The sequence below is a fragment of the Serratia proteamaculans genome (genome assembly GCF_949794035.1).
Taxonomy (GTDB): domain Bacteria; phylum Pseudomonadota; class Gammaproteobacteria; order Enterobacterales; family Enterobacteriaceae; genus Serratia; species Serratia proteamaculans.
In genome coordinates this window covers 3,884,075-3,904,898 of record NZ_OX461105.1, presented here as the reverse complement: position 1 = coordinate 3,904,898, position 20,824 = coordinate 3,884,075, and the positions used below count along the sequence as shown (strand labels likewise).

The 20,824-nt window shown below is 56.8% G+C and carries 19 protein-coding genes; 11 read left to right on the top strand and 8 right to left on the bottom strand.

What is annotated here, in order from left to right; translation table 11 throughout:
• The first annotated feature begins 5 nt into the window (after nucleotides 1-5).
• From QOT07_RS18200 to cysM, 6 genes are all read left to right on the top strand, one after another.
• Complete coding sequence (locus QOT07_RS18200; RefSeq protein ID WP_261285096.1) at nucleotides 6-905, top strand: Dyp-type peroxidase; 900 nt, start codon at nucleotides 6-8, stop codon at nucleotides 903-905.
• A gap of 200 nt (nucleotides 906-1,105) precedes the next feature.
• Nucleotides 1,106-2,128: a sulfate ABC transporter substrate-binding protein gene (locus QOT07_RS18195; protein ID WP_283603700.1), complete on the top strand. Its 1,023-nt coding sequence runs from the start codon at nucleotides 1,106-1,108 to the stop codon at nucleotides 2,126-2,128.
• A complete protein-coding gene (cysT, locus tag QOT07_RS18190; RefSeq protein WP_085118028.1) occupies nucleotides 2,128-2,961 on the top strand; it encodes a sulfate/thiosulfate ABC transporter permease CysT in 834 nt (277 codons plus the stop codon). The genes QOT07_RS18195 and cysT overlap by 1 nt, the downstream gene beginning before the upstream one ends.
• Complete coding sequence (gene cysW / locus QOT07_RS18185) at nucleotides 2,961-3,836, top strand: sulfate/thiosulfate ABC transporter permease CysW (protein ID WP_085118026.1); 876 nt, start codon at nucleotides 2,961-2,963, stop codon at nucleotides 3,834-3,836. The genes cysT and cysW overlap by 1 nt, the downstream gene beginning before the upstream one ends.
• Entirely contained in the window at nucleotides 3,826-4,914 is a 1,089-nt protein-coding gene (cysA, locus tag QOT07_RS18180) for a sulfate/thiosulfate ABC transporter ATP-binding protein CysA (RefSeq protein ID WP_099063635.1), read from the top strand. Before cysW ends, cysA begins: the two co-directional genes overlap by 11 nt.
• A gap of 82 nt (nucleotides 4,915-4,996) precedes the next feature.
• Nucleotides 4,997-5,878 carry a cysteine synthase CysM gene (gene cysM / locus QOT07_RS18175; protein ID WP_099063636.1) on the top strand — a complete coding sequence of 294 codons (882 nt, stop codon included), beginning with the start codon at nucleotides 4,997-4,999 and terminating at the stop codon, nucleotides 5,876-5,878.
• Nucleotides 5,879-5,881: 3 nt separating this feature from the next.
• Here cysM and QOT07_RS18170 read toward each other — a convergent pair whose 3' ends face one another.
• Together QOT07_RS18170 and QOT07_RS18165 are read right to left on the bottom strand one after the other, a co-directional pair.
• A complete protein-coding gene (locus QOT07_RS18170) occupies nucleotides 5,882-7,831 on the bottom strand; it encodes a MacB family efflux pump subunit (protein ID WP_207978947.1) in 1,950 nt (649 codons plus the stop codon).
• A gap of 2 nt (nucleotides 7,832-7,833) precedes the next feature.
• Nucleotides 7,834-9,027 carry an efflux RND transporter periplasmic adaptor subunit gene (locus QOT07_RS18165; protein ID WP_099063637.1) on the bottom strand — a complete coding sequence of 398 codons (1,194 nt, stop codon included), beginning with the start codon at nucleotides 9,025-9,027 and terminating at the stop codon, nucleotides 7,834-7,836.
• Nucleotides 9,028-9,202: 175 nt separating this feature from the next.
• Here QOT07_RS18165 and QOT07_RS18160 point away from each other — a divergent pair, with 175 nt between their 5' ends.
• A complete protein-coding gene (locus QOT07_RS18160; RefSeq protein WP_012146164.1) occupies nucleotides 9,203-9,883 on the top strand; it encodes a response regulator transcription factor in 681 nt (226 codons plus the stop codon).
• Between the two features lie 5 nt (nucleotides 9,884-9,888).
• Nucleotides 9,889-11,217 (top strand): ATP-binding protein, encoded by a 1,329-nt coding sequence (locus QOT07_RS18155; RefSeq protein ID WP_283603698.1) that lies wholly within the window; start codon nucleotides 9,889-9,891, stop codon nucleotides 11,215-11,217.
• Between the two features lie 76 nt (nucleotides 11,218-11,293).
• On the opposite strand, the gene crr is transcribed toward QOT07_RS18155, so the two are convergent.
• The 5 genes from crr to cysZ all read right to left on the bottom strand — a co-directional run bounded on the left by crr (nucleotide 11,294) and on the right by cysZ (nucleotide 16,193).
• Nucleotides 11,294-11,803: a PTS glucose transporter subunit IIA gene (gene crr, locus QOT07_RS18150; protein WP_085118019.1), complete on the bottom strand. Its 510-nt coding sequence runs from the start codon at nucleotides 11,801-11,803 to the stop codon at nucleotides 11,294-11,296.
• 49 nt (nucleotides 11,804-11,852) lie between these two features.
• The gene (gene ptsI / locus QOT07_RS18145; protein WP_261416843.1) at nucleotides 11,853-13,580 is read right to left on the bottom strand and encodes a phosphoenolpyruvate-protein phosphotransferase PtsI; all 1,728 of its coding nucleotides are present in this window, start codon (nucleotides 13,578-13,580) and stop codon (nucleotides 11,853-11,855) included.
• Nucleotides 13,581-13,626: 46 nt separating this feature from the next.
• The gene (gene ptsH, locus QOT07_RS18140) at nucleotides 13,627-13,884 is read right to left on the bottom strand and encodes a phosphocarrier protein Hpr (RefSeq protein ID WP_004936458.1); all 258 of its coding nucleotides are present in this window, start codon (nucleotides 13,882-13,884) and stop codon (nucleotides 13,627-13,629) included.
• Between the two features lie 395 nt (nucleotides 13,885-14,279).
• A complete protein-coding gene (gene cysK / locus QOT07_RS18135; protein ID WP_207978942.1) occupies nucleotides 14,280-15,248 on the bottom strand; it encodes a cysteine synthase A in 969 nt (322 codons plus the stop codon).
• Nucleotides 15,249-15,431: 183 nt separating this feature from the next.
• Nucleotides 15,432-16,193 carry a sulfate transporter CysZ gene (cysZ, locus tag QOT07_RS18130; protein WP_099063640.1) on the bottom strand — a complete coding sequence of 254 codons (762 nt, stop codon included), beginning with the start codon at nucleotides 16,191-16,193 and terminating at the stop codon, nucleotides 15,432-15,434.
• A 221-nt stretch (nucleotides 16,194-16,414) separates the two neighbouring features.
• Between cysZ and zipA the strand changes: the two genes are divergently transcribed.
• From zipA to QOT07_RS18115, 3 genes are all read left to right on the top strand, one after another.
• Nucleotides 16,415-17,410, top strand: coding sequence for a cell division protein ZipA (zipA, locus tag QOT07_RS18125; RefSeq protein WP_283603697.1), 996 nt, complete (start codon nucleotides 16,415-16,417; stop codon nucleotides 17,408-17,410).
• Between the two features lie 78 nt (nucleotides 17,411-17,488).
• On the top strand, nucleotides 17,489-19,510 hold the full coding sequence (gene ligA / locus QOT07_RS18120) for an NAD-dependent DNA ligase LigA (protein WP_283603696.1): 2,022 nt from the start codon (nucleotides 17,489-17,491) through the stop codon (nucleotides 19,508-19,510).
• Nucleotides 19,510-19,725: a DUF3820 family protein gene (locus QOT07_RS18115; protein ID WP_099063643.1), complete on the top strand. Its 216-nt coding sequence runs from the start codon at nucleotides 19,510-19,512 to the stop codon at nucleotides 19,723-19,725. The genes ligA and QOT07_RS18115 overlap by 1 nt, the downstream gene beginning before the upstream one ends.
• 36 nt (nucleotides 19,726-19,761) lie before the next feature.
• On the opposite strand, the gene QOT07_RS18110 is transcribed toward QOT07_RS18115, so the two are convergent.
• Nucleotides 19,762-20,760: a bile acid:sodium symporter family protein gene (locus tag QOT07_RS18110; RefSeq protein WP_099063644.1), complete on the bottom strand. Its 999-nt coding sequence runs from the start codon at nucleotides 20,758-20,760 to the stop codon at nucleotides 19,762-19,764.
• Nucleotides 20,761-20,824 lie beyond the last annotated feature (64 nt).

Genomic DNA, 20,824 nt, shown 5'->3' with positions numbered 1-20,824 from the left:
CGATAATGACACAGGTTCAGAGCGGCATTTTGCTGGAACACTGCCGTTTCGCCATTTTTATGGAAGCCACCGTGCAGGGCGAATTCGCCGATTTACGCCAGGGCTGCAAGCAGTTTTGCCAGACCTTGACCGAGCTGCAACAGCAGTTCCCCGATGCGCATTTGGGCGCGGTGATCGCCTTCGGCTACGACGTTTGGCATGACCTGTCCAGCGGTCAGGGCGCCAAAGAGCTGAAGCCATTCACCCCGCTTGGCAAGGGGCTGGCACCGGCCACCCAGCGCGACCTGCTGATCCATATTCAATCCCTGCGTCATGACGTTAACTTCACGCTGGCTCAGGCCGCACTGGCGGCGTTTGGCAACGCCATCAAAATTGAAGAAGAAACCCACGGTTTCCGCTGGGTAGAAGAGCGTGATCTGAGCGGCTTTATCGACGGTACTGAAAACCCGCAGGGCGAGCAACGCCCGGAAGTGGCGGTGATTGCCGAAGGCGAAGAAGATGCCGGCGGCAGCTACGTGCTGGTGCAGCGTTACGAACACAACCTGCGTCAGTGGCAGCGTTTCACCCCCGAGCAGCAAGAGCAGATTATCGGCCGCACCAAGCAGGATAGCGAAGAGTTGCCGCCGGAGCAGCGTCCGGATACCTCGCATGTCAGCCGTGTCGATCTGAAAGAAGACGGCAAGGGCCTGAAGATCCTGCGCCAGAGCCTGCCTTACGGTACCGCCAGCGGCAAGCACGGGCTGTATTTCATCGCCTACTGCGCGCGCCTGCATAACATCGAAAAACAGCTGCTGAGCATGTTTGGCGATCTGGACGGCAAACGTGATGCGATGCTGCGTTTCAGCCGTGCGGTGACCGGCAGCTATTACTTTGCGCCATCACTGACGCGCCTGCTGTCGCTTTAACCCCTTCACCGGGGTTGGCCACGCCAGCTCCGGTTTTATATCCCCCTCCGCCATGCCGCTCCGTACCTGCCTTATAGCGTTTGATGCTTGAAAATCACTAAACGGTATATAAAAGCGTTACAGCTCCGCACCTAGTTATAAATACACTGGTCAACATCAGGGCGAAAGCCCGACGGATTGACTCAGTTATAAGGTGCACAATGAAACAAACACGGGTTAAAAATATCGTACTGAAAGGATGGTTGACGGCGGCGCTGTTAGCCAGCGGCACCGTATCGGCAACCGAATTGCTGAACAGCTCCTATGACGTTTCCCGTGAATTGTTTACCGCGCTGAACCCAGGCTTTGAACAGCAATGGAACCAGCAGCATCCGGGCGACAAGCTGACCATCAAGCAATCCCACGCCGGTTCTTCCAAGCAGGCGTTGGCGATCCTGCAAGGATTACGTGCCGATGTGGTGACCTACAACCAGGTGACCGACGTGCAGATCCTGCACGATCGCGGCCAACTGATCCCGGCCGACTGGCAGACCCGTTTACCGAACAACAGCTCACCTTTCTATTCCACCATGGCTTTCCTGGTACGCAAGGACAATCCAAAAGGCATTCATAGCTGGAACGATTTGGTGCGTGACGACGTGAAGCTGGTATTCCCGAACCCGAAAACCTCCGGTAACGGCCGCTATACCTATCTGGCCACCTGGGGTGCTGCCAGCCAGGCAGATGGCAACGATCAGACCAAAACTCGCGCCTTTATGACCCGCTTTTTGAAAAACGTCCTGGTGTTTGACACCGGCGGCCGTGGCGCGACCACCACCTTCGTGGAACGGGGTCTGGGCGACGTGCTGATCAGCTTTGAGTCGGAAGTGAACAATATCCGCAAGCAGTATGGCGAGGACAAATACGAAGTGATCGTGCCGCCGGTCGATATTCTGGCGGAGTTCCCGGTGGCCTGGGTAGATAAAAACGTGGCAAGAAACGGCACCGAACAGGCGGCCAAAGACTACCTGAATTATCTCTACAGCCCGGCAGCCCAGCAGGTGATCACCAGCTACTACTATCGCGTTTACGACAAGCAGGCGATGGCAGCGGCCAAGGGCCAGTTCCCGGAGACCAAGCTGTTCCGGGTGGAAGATCAGTTTGGTGGCTGGCCGCAGGTGATGAAAACGCATTTCTCCACCGGTGGTGAGTTGGATCAACTGTTAGCCGCAGGGCGTAAGTAATGTTGACGTTGACCAGCAAGCGGGTTTTGCCAGGGTTCGGCCTCAGTCTGGGGAGCAGCCTGTTTTATACCTGCCTGATCCTGCTGTTGCCGCTCAGTGCGCTGGTGATGCAGTTGGCTCAGATGAGCCTGGCGCAGTATTGGGAAGTGATTTCCAACCCGCAGGTGGTGGCGGCCTATAAGGTCACGCTGCTGGCAGCGGGCGTCGCCAGCCTGTTTAACGCGGTGTTCGGCATGCTGATGGCCTGGATCCTCACCCGCTATCGTTTTCCCGGTCGCACGCTGCTGGACGGCCTGATCGATTTGCCGTTCGCGCTACCGACTGCGGTAGCCGGTCTGACGCTGGCGGGACTGTTTTCCACCACCGGTTGGTATGGCCAGTGGTTGGCGCATTTTGACATCAAGGTAACTTTCACCTGGCTGGGGATTGCGGTGGCGATGGCGTTTACCAGCCTGCCGTTTGTGGTGCGCACCGTACAGCCGGTACTGGAAGAACTGGGGCCGGAATATGAAGAAGCGGCGGAAACCCTGGGGGCAACCCGCTGGCAGAGCTTCCGCCGTGTGGTAATGCCCGAGTTGGCACCGGCGCTGCTGGCCGGTACGGCCATCTCCTTTACCCGCAGCCTGGGCGAGTTTGGTGCGGTGATTTTTATTGCCGGCAACATCGCCTGGAAGACGGAAGTGACCTCGTTGATGATTTTTGTTCGTTTGCAGGAATTTGATTATCCGGCGGCCAGTGCGATTGCCTCGGTGATCCTGGCGGCCTCGCTGCTGTTGCTGTTCAGCATTAACGTTCTGCAGAGCCGCTTTGGCCGACGCATTGGGGGGCACTGATGGCGGATATCTCTGAGTTCAACGGTGTCGAACGCCCACGCGTCAACTGGGGCAAGTGGACGCTGATCGGTATCGGCGTACTGTTTTCGGTACTGCTGCTGGTGGTGCCGATTATTTCGATTTTCGCCGAGGCCTTTTCCAAGGGTGTTGGCGCGATGTGGGGCAACCTGATCGATCGCGACATGTTGCACGCCATCTGGCTGACGGTACTGATCGCTTTAATTACCGTGCCGTTCAACCTGGTTTTCGGCACCTTGCTGGCCTGGTTGGTGACGCGTTTCACCTTCCCCGGTCGCCAGCTGCTGCTGACGCTGATCGACATCCCGTTCGCCGTTTCACCGGTGGTAGCGGGGCTGATTTACCTGTTGTTTTACGGCAGCAATGGCCTGCTGGGCGGTTGGCTGGATGCGCATAATATCCAGGTGATGTTCTCCTGGCCGGGCATGGTACTGGTGACCATTTTCGTGACCTGTCCGTTCGTGGTGCGTGAGCTGGTGCCGATGATGCTCAGCCAGGGCAGCCAGGAAGACGAAGCCGCCATTTTGTTGGGCGCTTCCGGCTGGCAGATGTTCCGCCGGGTGACGCTGCCAAACATTCGCTGGGCGCTGTTGTACGGCGTGGTACTGACCAACGCGCGTGCCATCGGTGAATTCGGCGCGGTCTCGGTAGTGTCCGGTTCTATTCGCGGTGAGACCTTCAGCCTGCCGCTGCAGGTTGAGTTATTGCAACAGGACTACAACACGGTCGGTTCCTTTACCGCCGCCGGTTTGCTGACCCTGATGGCAATAGTGACCCTATTTTTGAAGAGTGGCCTGCAATGGCGTCTGGAACGTCAGAATGCACGTCTCGAGCGGGAGGAAAATCATGAGCATTGAGATTAACGGTATCAACAAGTTTTTCGGTCGTACCAAGGTATTGAACGATATCTCGCTCGATATTGCCTCCGGTGAGATGGTGGCGCTGCTGGGGCCTTCTGGCTCCGGTAAAACCACGTTGCTGCGCATTATCGCCGGGCTGGAAAGCCAGAGCGGCGGCAAGCTGGGCTTCCACGGTACCGACGTCAGCCATGTGCATGCCCGCGATCGTCGGGTGGGCTTCGTGTTCCAGCATTACGCGCTGTTCCGCCATATGACGGTGTTCGACAACATCGCCTTCGGCCTGAGCGTACTGCCGCGTCGTGAGCGTCCGAATGCCGCGGCGATCAAACAAAAAGTGACCCAGTTATTGGAAATGGTGCAGTTGAGCCACCTGGCTAGCCGCTACCCGTCACAGCTTTCCGGTGGCCAGAAGCAGCGCGTTGCCCTGGCACGTGCGCTGGCGGTCGAACCGCAAATCCTGCTGCTGGACGAACCCTTCGGTGCGCTGGATGCACAGGTGCGTAAAGAGCTGCGTCGCTGGTTGCGCCAACTGCATGAAGAGCTGAAATTCACCAGCGTGTTTGTCACCCACGATCAGGAAGAGGCGATGGAAGTGGCCGATCGTATCGTGGTGATGAGCCAGGGTAATATTGAACAGGTCGGTTCGCCGGAAGAGATTGTGCGTGAGCCTGCCAGCCGCTTCGTGCTGGAATTTATGGGCGAAGTGAACCGCCTGAGCGGCGAGATCCGCGGTTCGCAACTGTTCGTCGGTGCGCACCAGTGGCCGCTGTCGTTCCAGCCGATGCATCAGGGCAGCGTGGATTTGTTCCTGCGGCCCTGGGAAATGGAAGTCGGCACCGAAAGCAGCGACCGCTGCCCGCTGCCGGTTCAGGTGCTGGAAGTCAGCCCACGCGGCCATTTCTGGCAGATGACCGTACAGCCCATCGGCTGGCATCAGGAACCGATCAGCGTAGTGCTGCCGGATGGCAACGAACCCCCGGTACGCGGCGGCCGTTACTACGTTGGCAGCCTGAATGCGCGTCTGTATGCCGGTGACCAACTGCTACAACCTGTTGCGTTAGCTAAAAGCGCCTGATAGTTTTTAGCCCCCAACTTCATTTTAAAGGCAACCCTGGGGTTGCCTTTTTACATTACGTACTTCAACACAGGCCAAGATCGTGACAACGCTTGAACAATGCATCGGTAATACCCCGCTGGTAAAATTACAACGTCTGGCCGCAGGACTGGGCAGCGAGGTTTGGCTCAAACTGGAAGGCAATAACCCGGCGGGTTCGGTGAAGGATCGCGCCGCGCTGGCGATGATCCAGCAGGCGGAGTTGCGCGGTGAGATAAAGCCCGGCGATCGGTTGATCGAAGCCACCAGTGGTAACACCGGTATTGCGCTGGCGATGATCGCGGCGCTGAAAGGCTATTCGATGACCCTGCTGATGCCGGAAAACATGAGCCTGGAACGCCAGGCGGCGATGCGCGCCTATGGCGCAGAGCTGATCCTGGTCAGCCGGGAAGTGGGGATGGAAGGCGCGCGCGATCTGGCGCTGGAAATGCAGAATCAGGGGCAGGGCAAGGTGCTGGATCAGTTCAATAATCTGGACAACCCTTACGCCCACTTCACCACCACCGGTCCGGAAATCTGGCAGCAGAGCCATCAACGGGTGACCCATTTCGTTTCCAGCATGGGCACTACTGGCACCATTACCGGCGTGGGCGGCTACCTGAAAAGCCAAAATCCTCAGGTGCAGATTATCGGCCTGCAACCAGCAGAAGGCAGTAATATTCCCGGCATTCGCCGCTGGGCACCGGCCTACCTGCCGGGCATCTTCCGTCCGGAACTGGTGGATCAGGTGCTGGACATCGAGCAAACCGACGCCGAACAGACCATGCGCCAGTTGGCACAGCGCGAAGGCATTTTCTGTGGCGTTAGCTCCGGCGGTGCGGTAGCCGGTGCGCTAAAGATTGCGGCAGCCAATCCGGGCAGCGTGATAGTGGCGATCATCTGTGATCGCGGCGATCGCTATCTCTCCACCGGCGTTTTTGCCTGACAGTTATTCCCTTTCCAACGCATGTATCGGATCCATCCCGGCGGCGCGTTTCGCCGGGAAGAAGCCAAAAATCACCCCAATCAACGTCGAACAGATAAAAGCGGCGACGATGGATCCGGTGGAATAAACCATCTTGAAGTTGTCGCTGAATTGGCTGAACACCACGCCGATCGCCAGTGACAACAAGACCCCCAGCGCGCCGCCCAGCAGGCACACCAGCACCGCCTCAATCAAGAACTGTTGCATGATGTCGCTGGCGCGGGCACCCACCGCCATACGGACGCCAATTTCACGCGTGCGCTCGGTGACCGACACCAGCATGATATTCATCACCCCAATCCCACCGACCACCAGCGAAATCAGCGCGATCATCGACACCAGCAAGGTCAGGGTGGCGGTGGTCTGTTCAATGGTCTGGCGGATGCTGTCGGTGTTCATCACGAAGAAGTCTTTACCGCCGTGGCGCTGGCTCAGCAGGCGGGTGACACCGTCTTCGGCGCTGGTGAGATCGATATCGTCGTTAACCCGCACGGTAATGCTTTTCAGGTAGCTCTGGCCCAGCATGCGTTTCATGGCAGTGGTGTAGGGGATCCAGACGTTGAGGTTTTCATCGCTGCCGAAGCCGCTCTGTTTTTTGGCGGCGACGCCGATAATGCGGCACGGCAACGAACCGAGCAGGATCACTTCGCCCAGCGGATTGGCGCCGTGGGGAAACAGTTTGTCGCGGGTATTTTCGTCGATCACCGCTTCCTGCATCAGATGATCGACGCTCTGGCGGTTAAACGCCATGCCGCTGTCAATGTGGTAGCCGCGCACCAGAAAATACTGTTCGCCAACGCCGTTGACCGTGCCGCTGACCGACTGATTACCATAGCGAAAAGTGGTGCTGCTGGAAACGGTCGGCGTCACGCTGTGTACGTAGTTCTGCTGCGCCAGCGCGTCGGCATCGGTGGCGCGCAGCGTTTGCACTGCGGCTGAACGCATATCACCGAAATCCTTGCCCGGATAGACCTCCAGAGTGCTGGTCCCCATGGCATTAATGTTCGCCAGCACCTGCTGTTGGGAGCCTTTGCCCAGCGCCACCACCGACACCACCGAGGCGATGCCGATAATAATGCCAAGCATGGTCAGCAGGGTGCGCAGACGTTGGGAAGCCATCGCCAGCAGCGCCATTTTGAACGCCTCACGCAGGCGGTCGCGTTGTGATTGCCAACGACTGCTGGTGCTGGCCGGCCTCTTTGGCAGGCGTGCGACGGTCTGGGCGCTTTTCTGTCGGTCGGCGATGATTTCGCCGTCGCTAAGTTCGATGATGCGTTGGGCATGTTCCGCGACTTGCATGTCGTGGGTGACGATTACCACCGTGTGACCACGGGCGTGCAGGTCTTTCAGGATGCCGATCACCTCCTGACCACTGTGGCTGTCCAGCGCGCCGGTCGGTTCGTCCGCCAGGATCACTTCGCCACCGTTCATCAATGCACGGGCGATGCTGACCCGTTGCTGCTGGCCGCCGGAGAGCTGGCTGGGACGGTAATCCAGCCGTTGCGCCAAACCAAGCCGCTGCAACAAATCGGCGGCGCGCTGTCGGCGAGCACTACGCTGATGGCCCGCATACACCGCCGGGACTTCCACGTTGCCCTGTGCGCTAAGATCGCCCAGCAGATGGTAGCGTTGGAAGATAAAACCAAAGTGTTCGCGGCGCAGTTCGGCCAGGCTATCGCGATCCAGCCGCCCGGTACTGCGACCTGCCACCTGATAGTCGCCCTCACTGGGATGATCAAGGCAGCCGAGAATGTTCATCAGCGTCGATTTACCGGAGCCGGAAGCTCCCACTATCGCCACCATTTCGCCCTGGCCAATGGTGAGGTTGATATTGTTCAGCACCGTCACGGTTTGCTCACCGGCCTGAAAATGGCGGCTGATGCCATGCAGTTGCAGCAGAGGCTGTTGGCTCATGATTACATCCCCATCGGCGGCGGGCCCATACGGCGGGTGCTGCTTTTAGTCGTGGCATTGACCTGGCTGACAATTACTTGCTCGCCGGCCAACACGCCGCTGATAATCTGCGCATCGACGTTGTTATTGATGCCGACCTTGACCGGGCGGCGGGCGATATTGCCCTGTTTATCCACCACCTGTACCCAGTTGCCCTGCAATGCGGTGGCGGGGATCACCACCGCGTCTGCTGCCTTGGCCAGCACGATATACACCTGTGCGGTCATGGAGATGCGTAGCGCGCCGTCCAGGTTGGCTACGTCAAACAGGCCGTTGTAGTAAATCGCGGTGCTGGTACTGGAAGTGCTGCTGGAACTGCTGGTGCTGGACGAGGTGGTATCGTCATTGATGGAGTCCGGTGCCGGCTCTATCGCCCGCAGGGTGGTGCGGTAGCGCTTGCCCGGCTCGCCGAGAATGGTGAAATAGACCGGCATGCCGGTTTTCACCTTCACCACGTCGGCTTCGGAGATTTGCGCTTTGATGGTCATGGTCGCCAGTTGAGCGACTTTGACGATGGTCGGTGCGCTCTGTACCGCGTTCACCGTCTGGCCTTCCTCCACCGGCAGGGCGACGATGGTGCCGTCGATCGGCGAGGTGATTTTGGTGTAACCGAGGTTGACCTGGGCGGTATTGACCGCGATCTGCGCCTGAACCGTCTGCGCGTCCAGCGCATTGATGTCAGCACGGGTCGCAATCAGCGTGGCCTGGGCGTTGTCCAAATCTGCCCGCACACCAACGCCGCGCGCCACTATGGCCTGCTGACGCTGATAAGCGAGCTGATTGTTATGCAGTGCCGCCATCTTGGAAGCGCGCTGGGCCTGAACGTTTTTCAATGCCGCTTCTGCGTCCCTCAGGGCGTTCTGCTGCGTTAAGTCGTCAATCTCGGCTACCCGTTGCCCCTTATGTACTTTATCGCCCAGCGTCACGTACAGGGCCTTTATCTGGCCGGAGACCTGGGCACCGACGCTGACCTGCTTTTGCGCCTCGATGGTGCCATCGGCCAACACCGTTTGTTCCAGCTCGCGCGTTTGCGCCACCGTAGTGATATAACGGGGAGTTTCTTCGCCGCCTTGCGACCTGAAGTAGAGAAATAAGGCGATAGCAGCCACAATAACGGTGGGCAGCAGATAGCGTTTTGAGCGTTGAAACGATGGCATGACGATGGGATTCCCTGGCATAAAAGCGCGGCAAAAATCTGTTGGCACTAATTTAACGCGCCGTCGCTCAGGCTGCGGTTAAGTGGCGTTCAGGAATATGTAAGGATTGAGTAAAACCGGCTGCGAAGCAGACAAATAGGCGTGAAAATGGCGAAAATCCGCGAAGGAGCAAGGCATGAAAATTTTATTGGTCGATGATGACCTCGAACTCGGCACCATGCTGAGTGAGTACCTGACCGGCGAAGGCTTTAACGCCACGCTGGTGCTAACCGGCAAAGCAGGGGTAGAAGGCGCGCTGTCAGGCGATTACACCGCGATGATCCTCGACATTATGCTGCCGGACATGAGCGGCATCGACGTATTGCGTGACGTGCGTAAAAAGAGCCGTATGCCGATCATCATGCTGACGGCCAAAGGCGATAACATCGATCGGGTGATTGGCCTGGAAATGGGGGCCGACGACTATATGCCCAAGCCGTGCTATCCCCGTGAGCTGGTAGCGCGCCTGCGTGCGGTACTGCGCCGTTTTGACGAGCGTCCGGATGAAGTGGACGACGAGATTGCGATTAATTTTGGTGAGCTGACCCTTAACCCTTCGACCCGCAGCAGTGAATGGCGCGGCAAGGCGTTCGATCTGACCGCTTCCGAGTTCAACCTGCTGGAGCTGTTGCTGCGTGCGCCCGAGCGTGTGGTGTCAAAAGATGAGCTGTCAGAAAAAGGGTTAGGCCGCCCGCGCGAAGCCTATGACCGCAGCGTTGATGTGCATATCAGCAACATTCGCCAGAAGCTGGGGGCGCTGACGGACAACGCGCTCAGCATTGAGACGGTGCGCAGCATCGGCTATCGCATCCGATAATGCCCATGCGCGGAAGATTATTCTGGAAAATCCTGCTCGGCTTCTGGCTGACTTTTATCATCATGACCCAGGCGCTGTGGGTCGCTTTTTCTTTGTATGGCGATCGCTACGAACCGCCGGAAAATGCCATGGCCCGGCGGGTGATCACGCTGCAATTGACGTCGGCCGCCACCCAACTGCGCAGCGGTGGCATGCCTGCGCTGAATGCGATGCTGAAAGACTGGTCAGATGATGACCGACGTTTGCTGTCTGTGACCCCGATGGCGGAGCCACCGGCACCGGCACCAGAACCCGAGGAGCCGGTGTTTGAAGGCCGTCGGATGCCGAAAGCGATCACCGCCTGGGTAGAAGGTGAGGGCGGTAACGGCTATTGGCTGAGTTACGACATGCGTGGCCTGCGGGAAGAGTATCGCCCCAACAAGCGTTCGCATTTCTTCAATATTCCCGCGCCGATGCTTTGGGTCGGGGGGCTGGCGGGGCTGTTGTTCAGTGCGATGCTGGCCTGGAACCTGACCCGGCCGATGCGCAAGCTGCGTGACGGTTTTGATCGCGTGGCGCAGGGGGACTTGTCGGTACGTTTGTTCCCGGCCATGCGCCGACGGCATGATGAACTTTCTGAGGTCGCGCGTGACTTTGACAGCATGGCCGAACGGCTGGAACTGTTGGTCAGCGCCCGTGAGCAGTTGCTGCACGATGTTTCGCACGAGCTGCGTTCGCCGCTGGCCCGCTTGCAATTAGCGATTGGCCTGGCGCGGCAGAATGAGGGCAACGTAGAGAACTCGCTGCAGCGCATTGAGCATGAAGCAGGGCGGCTGGATAAAATGATCGGCGAACTGCTGGCGCTGTCACGTGCCGAGAGCAACAGCCTGCCGGATGAAGAGTATTTCGATCTGTACGGGCTGGTGGACGCGGTGGTGAGCGATGCGCGTTATGAAGCCCAGATCCCTGGGGTGGAAATCGTGCTGCAGGCCAGTTCGGACGTGGATTACACCGTCAAGGGCAATGCCGAGCTGATGCGACGTGCGGTGGATAACATCGTGCGTAACGCGTTACGCTTCTCCAGCCACGGACAGCGGGTGACGGTGGTGCTGACGCGTATCGAGCAACTGTTCCAGATTGAGGTCAGCGATCAGGGGCCAGGAGTAGAAGAGTCGAAGCTTTCGAGCATCTTTGATCCGTTCGTCAGGGTGAAATCGGCGATGTCGGGCAAGGGCTACGGGCTGGGGCTGGCGATCACCCGCAAGGTGGTACTGGCACATGGCGGCCAGGTTGAAGCGCGTAACGGCGAACAGGAAGGGCTGGTGATTACCCTGCGCATTCCACGCTGGAGTTAATCGCTATCGCGACGTTGCACAAATAACAGATATAAAAAAACGGCGCCGAGGGCGCCGTTCTTGCGTTCATTCGCTATTACTTCTTGATGCGGATGATCGGGGTCTCGCCAACGGTCACGGTACCGGACAGTTTGATCAGCTCTTTGATCTCGTCCATGTTGGAGATAACCACCGGCGTCAGGATAGACTTGGCTTTCTCTTCCAGCAGGGCCAGATTGAACTCGATGACCACATCGCCTTTCTTGACGCGCTGGCCTTCTTCAGCGATGCGTTTGAAGCCTTCGCCTTTCAGTTCAACGGTGTCGATACCGAAGTGGACAAACAGCTCGATGCCGCTGTCGGATTCGATAGAGAAAGCATGGTTGGTTTCAAAAATTTTACCGATAGTGCCGTCAACCGGAGCAACCATTTTGTTGCCCGTTGGTTTGATAGCAATACCGTCGCCAACGATTTTTTCAGCGAATACTACGTCAGGTACATCTTCGATATTAACGATTTCGCCAGAAAGTGGAGCTACGATCTCGATAGTGCCCGTGTCTTTCTTGTCATCAGAAACCAGAGATTTCAATTTATCGAACAAACCCATGATCTTCTCCTAAGCATTAAATTGGGCGGCGTTCCAGTGTCGTGGAAGTTTAGCAGAGCGTCTTTTCTTCGATGAATTTATTCACGCAATTCATCAGATCTTGCGCCGTTGGCTGTGCCAAGGCTTGCGCTGCCAACGCCTTCACATCTTCGAAATTCGTATTACGAATAATTTTCTTGATGCGCGGGATTGAAATCGCACTCATGCTGAACTCATCCAGCCCCATGCCCAATAACAACAGTGTAGCACGCTCATCGCCAGCCAGTTCACCGCACATACCGGTCCACTTGCCTTCTGCGTGAGATGCATCAATAACCTGTTTGATCAGGCCAAGCACTGATGGGGACATCGGGTTATAGAGATGAGAAATCAGCTCGTTGCCGCGATCTACCGCCAGAGTATACTGGGTAAGATCGTTTGTCCCAATACTAAAGAAGTCGACTTCTTTCGCCAGGTGGTGAGCAATCACTGCCGCGGCCGGTGTTTCCACCATCACGCCCACTTCAATTGTTTCGTCAAATGCCTTGGCTTCTTCACGCAGTTGCGCTTTCAGCGTCTCGATTTCACCTTTCAGATCGCGGACTTCTTCCACGGAAATGATCATCGGGAACATGATGCGCAGTTTGCCGAACGCGGAGGCGCGCAGGATGGCACGCAACTGAGCGTGCAGGATTTCTCTGCGGTCCATGGCGATACGGATGGCGCGCCAGCCGAGGAACGGGTTCTCTTCTTTCGGCAGGTTCATGTACGGCAGGTCTTTGTCGCCGCCGATGTCCATGGTGCGGACGATCACCGCCTGTGAGCCTACGGCTTCCGCAACGGCTTTATAGGCCTGGAACTGCTCGTCTTCGGTTGGCAGTGAGTCGCGGTCCATGAACAGGAATTCGGTACGATACAGGCCGACACCTTCAGAACCGTTGCGCTCTGCACCTGCGACGTCGCGCACGGTGCCGATGTTGGCACAGACTTCAACCTGATGACCGTCCAGCGTAATTGCCGGCAGATCTTTCAGCTTGGCCAGATCGTTTTTCTCGGTCAGGTACTGGTTCTGTTCGGCTTTCAACTGATCGATGACGTCAGCGGTTGGGTTAACGTAAATTTTATTGTTAACCGCGTCCAGAATCAGGTAGTCGTCGTTTTTCACCTGTTTGGTCACGTCGCTGGTGCCTACGATTGCCGGCAATTCCAGGGAGCGAGCCATGATGGAGGTGTGGGAAGTACGACCGCCGAGATCGGTGATGAAGCCCAGCACTTTGTCCAGGTTCAACTGTGCGGTCTCAGACGGCGTCAGATCGGTAGCTACCAGGATCACTTGGTCCTGGATTGAGCTCAGATCGACGATAGCCAGGCCCAGAATGTTCTGCAGCAGGCGTTTACCGATGTCACGTACGTCGGCCGCACGTTCTTTCAGGTACTCATCGTCGAGTTCTTCCAGCGCTTTCGCCTGGCCTTCGATGATGGTGTAGGCAGCCGCGTCCGCAGAAGCCAGATCATCTTTGATTAGGGCTATGATTTCCTGCTCAAGCTCTTCGTCTTCCAACAGCATGATATGGCCTTCGAAGATAGCTTCTTTCTCTTCGCCGAAGGTTTCGCCAGCTTTGGTCTTGATTGCTTCCAACTGCACGGATGCCTTGGCGCGGCCATCAAGAAAACGTTGGACTTCCTGCTCTACAGCGTCTGCAGAGATTTTCTTCCGGTTGATGACAATTTCATCTTCTTTCAGTAGGAGAGCCTTACCAAAAGCGATACCCGGTGATACTAAAATGCCTGAAATCATAACCCTACCTTACTCTTGACTGGTGTTAACTAAGAAGACGGGCCGATTACTCAAGCTCTGCCATCAGTTTTACCAGGTGCTCAACGGCTTTCTGCTCGTCTTCACCCTCAGCGGAGATGGTCACTACGGTCCCTTGAGTCAGCCCCAGAGTTTGCAGTTTGAACAGGCTTTTGGCGCTGGCGCTTTTACCGTTGGAGGTCACGGTGATGTCAGACGTGAAGCCTTTGGCTTCTTTCACGAACTGAGCGGCAGGGCGAGTGTGCAGACCATTCGGAGCGGTAATAGTAACTTCTTGCTGGAACATTGATGTTTCCCCAACTTATTGGTGTGTTGTGGAGCTAAAGTTTAGCCCAAGGGTATGACTTTAGCTTGTCTGGTTAGCGCCTGACTATGGTACAGGGGCGAGCATTGATGCAACAGAAAACGACGAGTTAGGCACTTCAGATCAAAAAATTCGGCTTCCATCGTCGTTTTAATCCGCTCTCCATTATGCCGTGTTTAACGCCTTGGCGACAAATGAGTAAATCGATTCAGCTTAAACCAGAAATGAAGGGTGATTAATTTCGCGCATCGAAATAATGCACCGTTAAATACTAAAGCTGGCGGGTAAAATCAATCTTTGACTGCTATAAACTTTGATCCAGTCCACAAAAAAGCACCCCGGAAGGTGCTTTTTTAGCGATTAGTGCGCGGTTGGCACTACTGTTGTAATTCTTGTTCGGTGAACAAATCGGCGAACAAAGCGGTGCTCAAATAGCGCTCACCGGAGGACGGCAAAATCACCACGATGGTCTTGTCGGCGAACTCGGGTTCTTCAGTCAGTTTCACCGCAGCAACCACTGCTGCACCAGAGGAAATGCCCGCCAGAATGCCTTCTTCGTCCATCAGACGGCGCGCCATGCTGATGGCTTCGTCGTTGGTGACTTGCTCAACGCGGTCGACCAGATCGAGATCCAGGTTGCCGGGGATAAAGCCGGCGCCGATGCCCTGAATTTTGTGCGGACCCGGTTTGATTTCTTCACCGGCCAGCGCCTGGGTGATCACCGGGGAGTCGGTAGGCTCCACCGCCACGGTGGTAATCGCCTTGCCTTTGGTGTTCTTGATATAGCGGCTGACACCGGTCAGCGTACCGCCGGTACCGACGCCGGAGATGAAAACGTCGACTTCACCATCGGTATCGTCCCAGATTTCCGGGCCGGTGGTTTGTTCATGAATCGCCGGGTTGGCCGGGTTGCTGAACTGCTGCAGGATGAGGTAGCGGTTGGGATCGGTGGCGACAATTTCTTCCGCCTTGGCGATCGCGCCTTTCATGCCTTTAGCGCCTTCGGTCAGCACCAGATTGGCGCCCAACGCTTTCAGCAGCTTGCGGCGTTCGATGCTCATGGTTTCCGGCATGGTCAGCGTCAGCTTATAGCCGCGCGCTGCGGCGACGAACGCCAGTGCGATACCGGTGTTGCCGCTGGTTGGCTCCACCAGTTCTTTGCCGGCAACCAGTACGCCGCGTTTTTCTGCGTCCCAAATCATATTGGCACCGATGCGGCATTTAACGCTGAAGCTGGGGTTGCGTGATTCAACCTTGGCCAGAATGCGTCCGTTGCCGATACGGTTCAGACGAACCAGCGGCGTATGGCCGATTGTTAATGAGTTGTCTTCATATATCTTGCTCATAGCCCGTCCTTTAACTCTATGAAAATGTGGGGAACGTCGAAAGCATACGCTAACAGTACCGGCAGGGAAGTAAAGAATTGGTATATCTATATGTTATTAGGAAATAAGTTTTAAGCACAAGGATAAGGGCGCAGATTGCGCGCCCTGTCGAAGAATTAATCGTGAAACGGTCAGTAAAACGACTCAGGAACGAACAAATTGTGGGCGGTAACGATCGACCCACATTGCAGTAGCACCGCAAACCGCGACCGGCAGGATCACCAGATTAAGGATGGGGATCATGGTGAACAGGCTGACCATCGCGCCAAACTGCAGGTTGTCGGTTTTATGCTGGCGCAGTGCGCGGCGCATATCGGCGAAGCTCACCTTGTGGTTGTCGAACGGGTAGTCGCAATACTGGATCGCCAGCATCCAGGCGCTGAACAGGAACCACAGCACCGGCGCCACCGTCTGGCCAATGCCCGGAATGAAATAGAGTATCAGCAGCAGCAGCGCGCGTGGCAGGTAGTAGGCCAGCTTGCGCCATTCACGCGCCATAATGCGCGGCAAATCTTTCACAATGCCGAAGATGCCGGTGTCCGGCAGCGGTTTACCGGTCAGGCTGCCCTCCAGGTGTTCGGCAAGCAGGCCGCAAAACGGAGCGGCAATCAGGTTGGTGATGGTGCTGAACAGATAGCTGAACACCAGCAAGACGGAAATGACCGCCAGCGGCCACAGCAAATAGCTAAGCCACTGCAGCCAGGTAGGGACATGGCTCATCATGCTGGGGATCCAATCCCCTAGCTGGCTGAACAACCACCAGAAGGCGGACCCCATCAGCAGTACGTTGACCAGTAACGGTAATACGACATAGCGTTTAATCCCCGGGCGCGAAATCAGGCGCCAGCCTTCGGCAAAATAATGAAGGCCGTTGGTGGAGTGAGAAGGTGACTGCGTATAGGACATATCTTAAGTTATCTCTTTGTCTGAACAGGCTTAGCTATCATATCGGGATGATTTTCTACTGGCTAGGGTGACATTGGCTGAAAAAACAGCAAAAAAAGGCAGTATAATCATCTTTATTGGCATAAAGTTCAGCACGGACTTGCACTTGTGTGCTCGGGCAAATAGAGTTAAAGAGTGAATGTTTGCCGCGGTGGCAATGTATTGGAACAACAGAGATAGCAATGATGCAGGATTTGCGTCTGATATTAATCGTTGTTGGCGCGATCGCCATAATAGCGTTGTTATTGCACGGTCTTTGGACCAGTCGTAAGGAACGCTCATCGCTTTTTCGCGATCGCCCAGCCAAACGTTCCAAAAAGGAACGTGAACAATCCCCGATCGACGAACTCGATGAAGGTGTGGGAGAGGTGCGTGTACGCTCCGCTCACCCGGAAGATGAGCCGTCCTTTGGTCATTTTGATGCCGCTCGCGAAGAACCCGTGGCTGCGCCCAAGCCTGCTCCGGCGGCTGAGCCAGCACCGCGTGCCGTTCAACCGGCTGCTCATCAGGCTCCGCCACCGCTGTCTCAGCGGCCGGATTATGATGACATCCTGTTGGACAATTACGCGCAGGACGAAGACGACGAGCCGCAGCAGCCTGCGCCACGCCGTGAACCGCGCGTTGACGATCTCCCGCCTGTGGCACCAGTAGCAGAGCCGGCATTCCACGCCGAACCTGCTCATCAGCCGCAGCCGGAAGTGAAGCCAGCCGTGGCACACGAGCCTCAGCCAGCGCCTGCTGCCATCAAGGCTAAACTGAAAGAAACCGTACTGGTGCTGCACGTTACCGCACATCAGGGTGGCGTGATCGGCGGCGAAATTCTGCTGCAGAGCGTACTGCAGGCGGGCTTCCAGTTTGGTGAAATGGGTATCTTCCATCGCCATATCAGTCCTGCGGGCAGCGGTCCTGTGCTGTTCAGCCTGGCGAATATGGTTAAGCCGGGGTCCTTTGATCCTGAGATGATGTCCGATTTCTCTACGCCGGGCGTGTCGATGTTTATGATGGTGCCGTCTTATGGCGACGCTAATCAGAACTTCAAGCTGATGCTGCAGTCGGCACAGCGGATCGCCGACGATGTGGGTGGTGTGGTGCTGGACGATGAGCGCCGCATGATGACCCCGCAAAAGCTGGAAACCTACAAAGCGCGCCTTCGTGAAGTGTTGGAAAACAACGCCTGATCGACGGCCACGCGCACTGAACATCCGTAACAACAAAGCCCCCGCTTGCCGGGGGTTTTTTATCTTTGATGGTGAGCCATGGAATCGATAATCCAACAAATCAATCAACTACGAACCTCACTGCGCCATCACGAATATCAATATCATGTGCTGGACGCGCCGGAAGTGCCGGATGCGGAATACGATCGCCTGATGGGGGAACTGCGTGCACTGGAAAGCGCACACCCGGAGTTGATCACCGCGGACTCTCCGACTCAGCGTGTGGGCGCAGCCCCGCTGGCGGCGTTCGATCAGGTGCGTCATGAAGTGCCGATGCTGTCGCTGGACAACGTCTTCGACGAAGAAAGCTTCCTGGCGTTCTATAAGCGAGTGCAGGATCGCCTGAAGAGCAGCGACCCGCTGACCTTCTGCTGCGAGTTGAAGCTGGACGGTCTGGCGGTCAGCCTGCTTTACGAAGAGGGCGAGCTGGTTCGCGCGGCCACGCGTGGCGACGGCACCACCGGTGAAAATATTACTTCCAATGTGCGTACCATCCGCGCCATTCCGCTGCGACTGACCGGTGACAATATCCCGCGTCGGGTGGAAGTGCGTGGCGAAGTGTTTATGCCGCAGGCCGGTTTTGAGCAGATGAACGAAGAGGCGCGTCGCAAGGACGGTAAAATTTTCGCCAACCCGCGTAACGCTGCTGCCGGATCGATCCGTCAGCTTGACCCACGTATTACCGCCAAACGCCCGCTGACCTTCTTCTGCTATGGCGTTGGCCTGCGGGAAGGCGGCGAGTTGCCGCGCAGTCACTGGCAGCGCCTGATGCAATTCAAAGACTGGGGTTTACCGGTCAGCGATCGTGCCAAACGCTGTACCGGCAGCGACGAAGTCCTGGCATTCTACCGCCAGGTAGAACAGGACCGCGCGCAACTCGGGTTTGATATCGACGGCGTGGTAGTGAAAATCGACGATATTGACCTGCAGGAAACGCTCGGCTTTGTGGCGCGTGCGCCGCGTTGGGCGACGGCGTTCAAATTCCCGGCGCAGGAGCAGATCACGCTAGTGCGTGAGGTGGAATTCCAGGTTGGCCGTACCGGTGCCATTACGCCGGTGGCGAGACTGGAGCCGGTGCTGGTGGCCGGGGTGATCGTCAGCAACGCCACGCTGCATAATGCCGACGAAATTGAACGTTTGGGCTTGCGTATCGGTGACACGGTGATTGTACGCCGTGCCGGTGATGTGATCCCGCAGGTGGTGGGAGTGATGACCGAACGCCGTCCGGCGGATGCGCGTGAAATCGTATTCCCACAGCATTGTCCGGTATGCGGTTCCGACGTTGAGAGAGTGGAAGGCGAAGCGGTGACACGTTGCACCGGCGGGTTGATCTGTGCTGCACAACGTAAAGAAGCGCTGAAGCACTTTGTTTCCCGTCGGGCATTGGATGTCGACGGCATGGGCGACAAGATCATCGAGCAACTGGTCGAAAAAGAGTACGTGAAGAATCCGGCCGATCTGTTCCGTCTGTCCGCCGGTATACTGACCGGGCTGGATCGCATGGGGCCGAAGTCGGCGCAGAATCTGGTTAACGCGCTGGAAAAATCCAAACAGACCACTTTTGCCCGTTTTCTGTACGCGCTGGGTATCCGCGAAGTCGGCGAAGCCACGGCGGCCAATCTGGCGGCACATTTCGGTTCGCTGGATAAGCTGATGTCTGCTGATATTGAGGCACTGAAACAGGTGCCGGAAGTGGGTGAGGTGGTGGCGAAGCACACGCGTCATTTCCTCGACGAAGAACTTAATCAGCAGGTAATCCAGGAACTGGTCAGCGACGAAATCGGCATTAACTGGCCGGCACCGGTAGTGATAGTGGCGGAAGAGATCGACAGCCCGTTTGCCGGTAAAACCGTGGTGCTGACCGGCTCGTTGAGCCAGCTTTCCCGCGACGAGGCCAAAGATCGCCTGACGGCGCTGGGCGCCAAGGTCAGCGGCAGCGTATCGAAGAAAACCGATCTGGTGATTGCCGGTGAAGCGGCGGGCTCCAAGCTGGTGAAGGCGCAGGAGCTGGGCATCGCGGTCATCGACGAAGCGGAAATGATCCGCCTGTTGGGTGTCTGATGGAAAAAGAGAACCTGATCGAAATCGCCAACACCCTGATGCCGTTCGGCAAGTACCAGGGGCGAGTGTTGATTGACCTGCCGGAAGAATACCTGCTGTGGTTTGCCCGCAAAGGGGAGTTCCCCCAGGGGAAACTCGGTATGCTGATGGAAATGACGTTGGCGATTAAAATCGAAGGGCTCGACCACCTAGTCAAGCCGCTGAAGAGAACTTGAGTTACCGGGCGCGGTATCTGTGCCGCGCCCATTTTATTATCCCCGTACGGTTTCGGCTTCTGCGCTTAGCGCCGCCTGCTTTTCCTGCTGTTTCTTCTGATAACGCCGAGCCAATACCGCACAGGTCATCAACTGCACCTGATGAAACACCATCAACGGCAGCACCATAATCCCCACGGTCGCGGCTGGGAACAGGATATTGGCCATCGGGATGCCGTTCGCCAGGCTTTTCTTCGAGCCGCAGAACACAATGGTGATTTCGTCGGCTTTACTAAAGCCCAGCCAGCGTGCCATATAAGTGTTCACCACCAGCACAATGGTCAACAGCACCAGGCTGCCCACCACAATAAACACCAGTGAACCCAACCCCACCTGATGCCAGATGCCGTGCGTCACCGCTTCGCTGAAGGCGGCATACACTACCAGCAGAATCGAGGTCTGGTCGGTTTTGCCGATCAGCTTGCGGTTGCGTTCGATCCATTTGCCAATCAGTGGCCGTGACAGATGGCCAGCGACAAACGGCACCAACAGTTGCAGCACGATGGAGCCCACCTGTTGCAGGCTGCCGGTTTCACCGTGCACGTTCATCAACAACCCGACCAGCAATGGCGAGACGAAAATCCCCAGCAGGCTCGAAGCCGACGCGCTGCACACCGCAGCGGCCACGTTGCCGCCCGCCAGTGAGGTAAAGGCGATGGCCGATTGCACGGTGGCGGGCAGAATGCACAGGTAAATAAAACCGGAATATAACTCGGGACTGACGTTGACCGGCGACCACCATTTAAACAGCACGCCGAGCGTCGGGAAAATAATAAAGGTGCTGAACATCACCCAAAGGTGCAGCCGCCAGTTGTTGCTGCCGGCCAGAATGGCTTCGCGAGACAGCTTGGCACCGTGCATAAAGAACAGCAGGGCGATGGCAGCGATGGTCAACGCGTTCAGCCAACCGACGAACTCGCCGCGCGCCGGCAGGAACGAAGCCAGCAGCACGGTGGCGATCAGCGTCAGGGTAAAGCGATCGGGCAAAAATCTCATGGCGGCATACTCGAAGAAAAATCAATGCGCCCATTGTCGCGCGACGGGATATAATAATTAAATT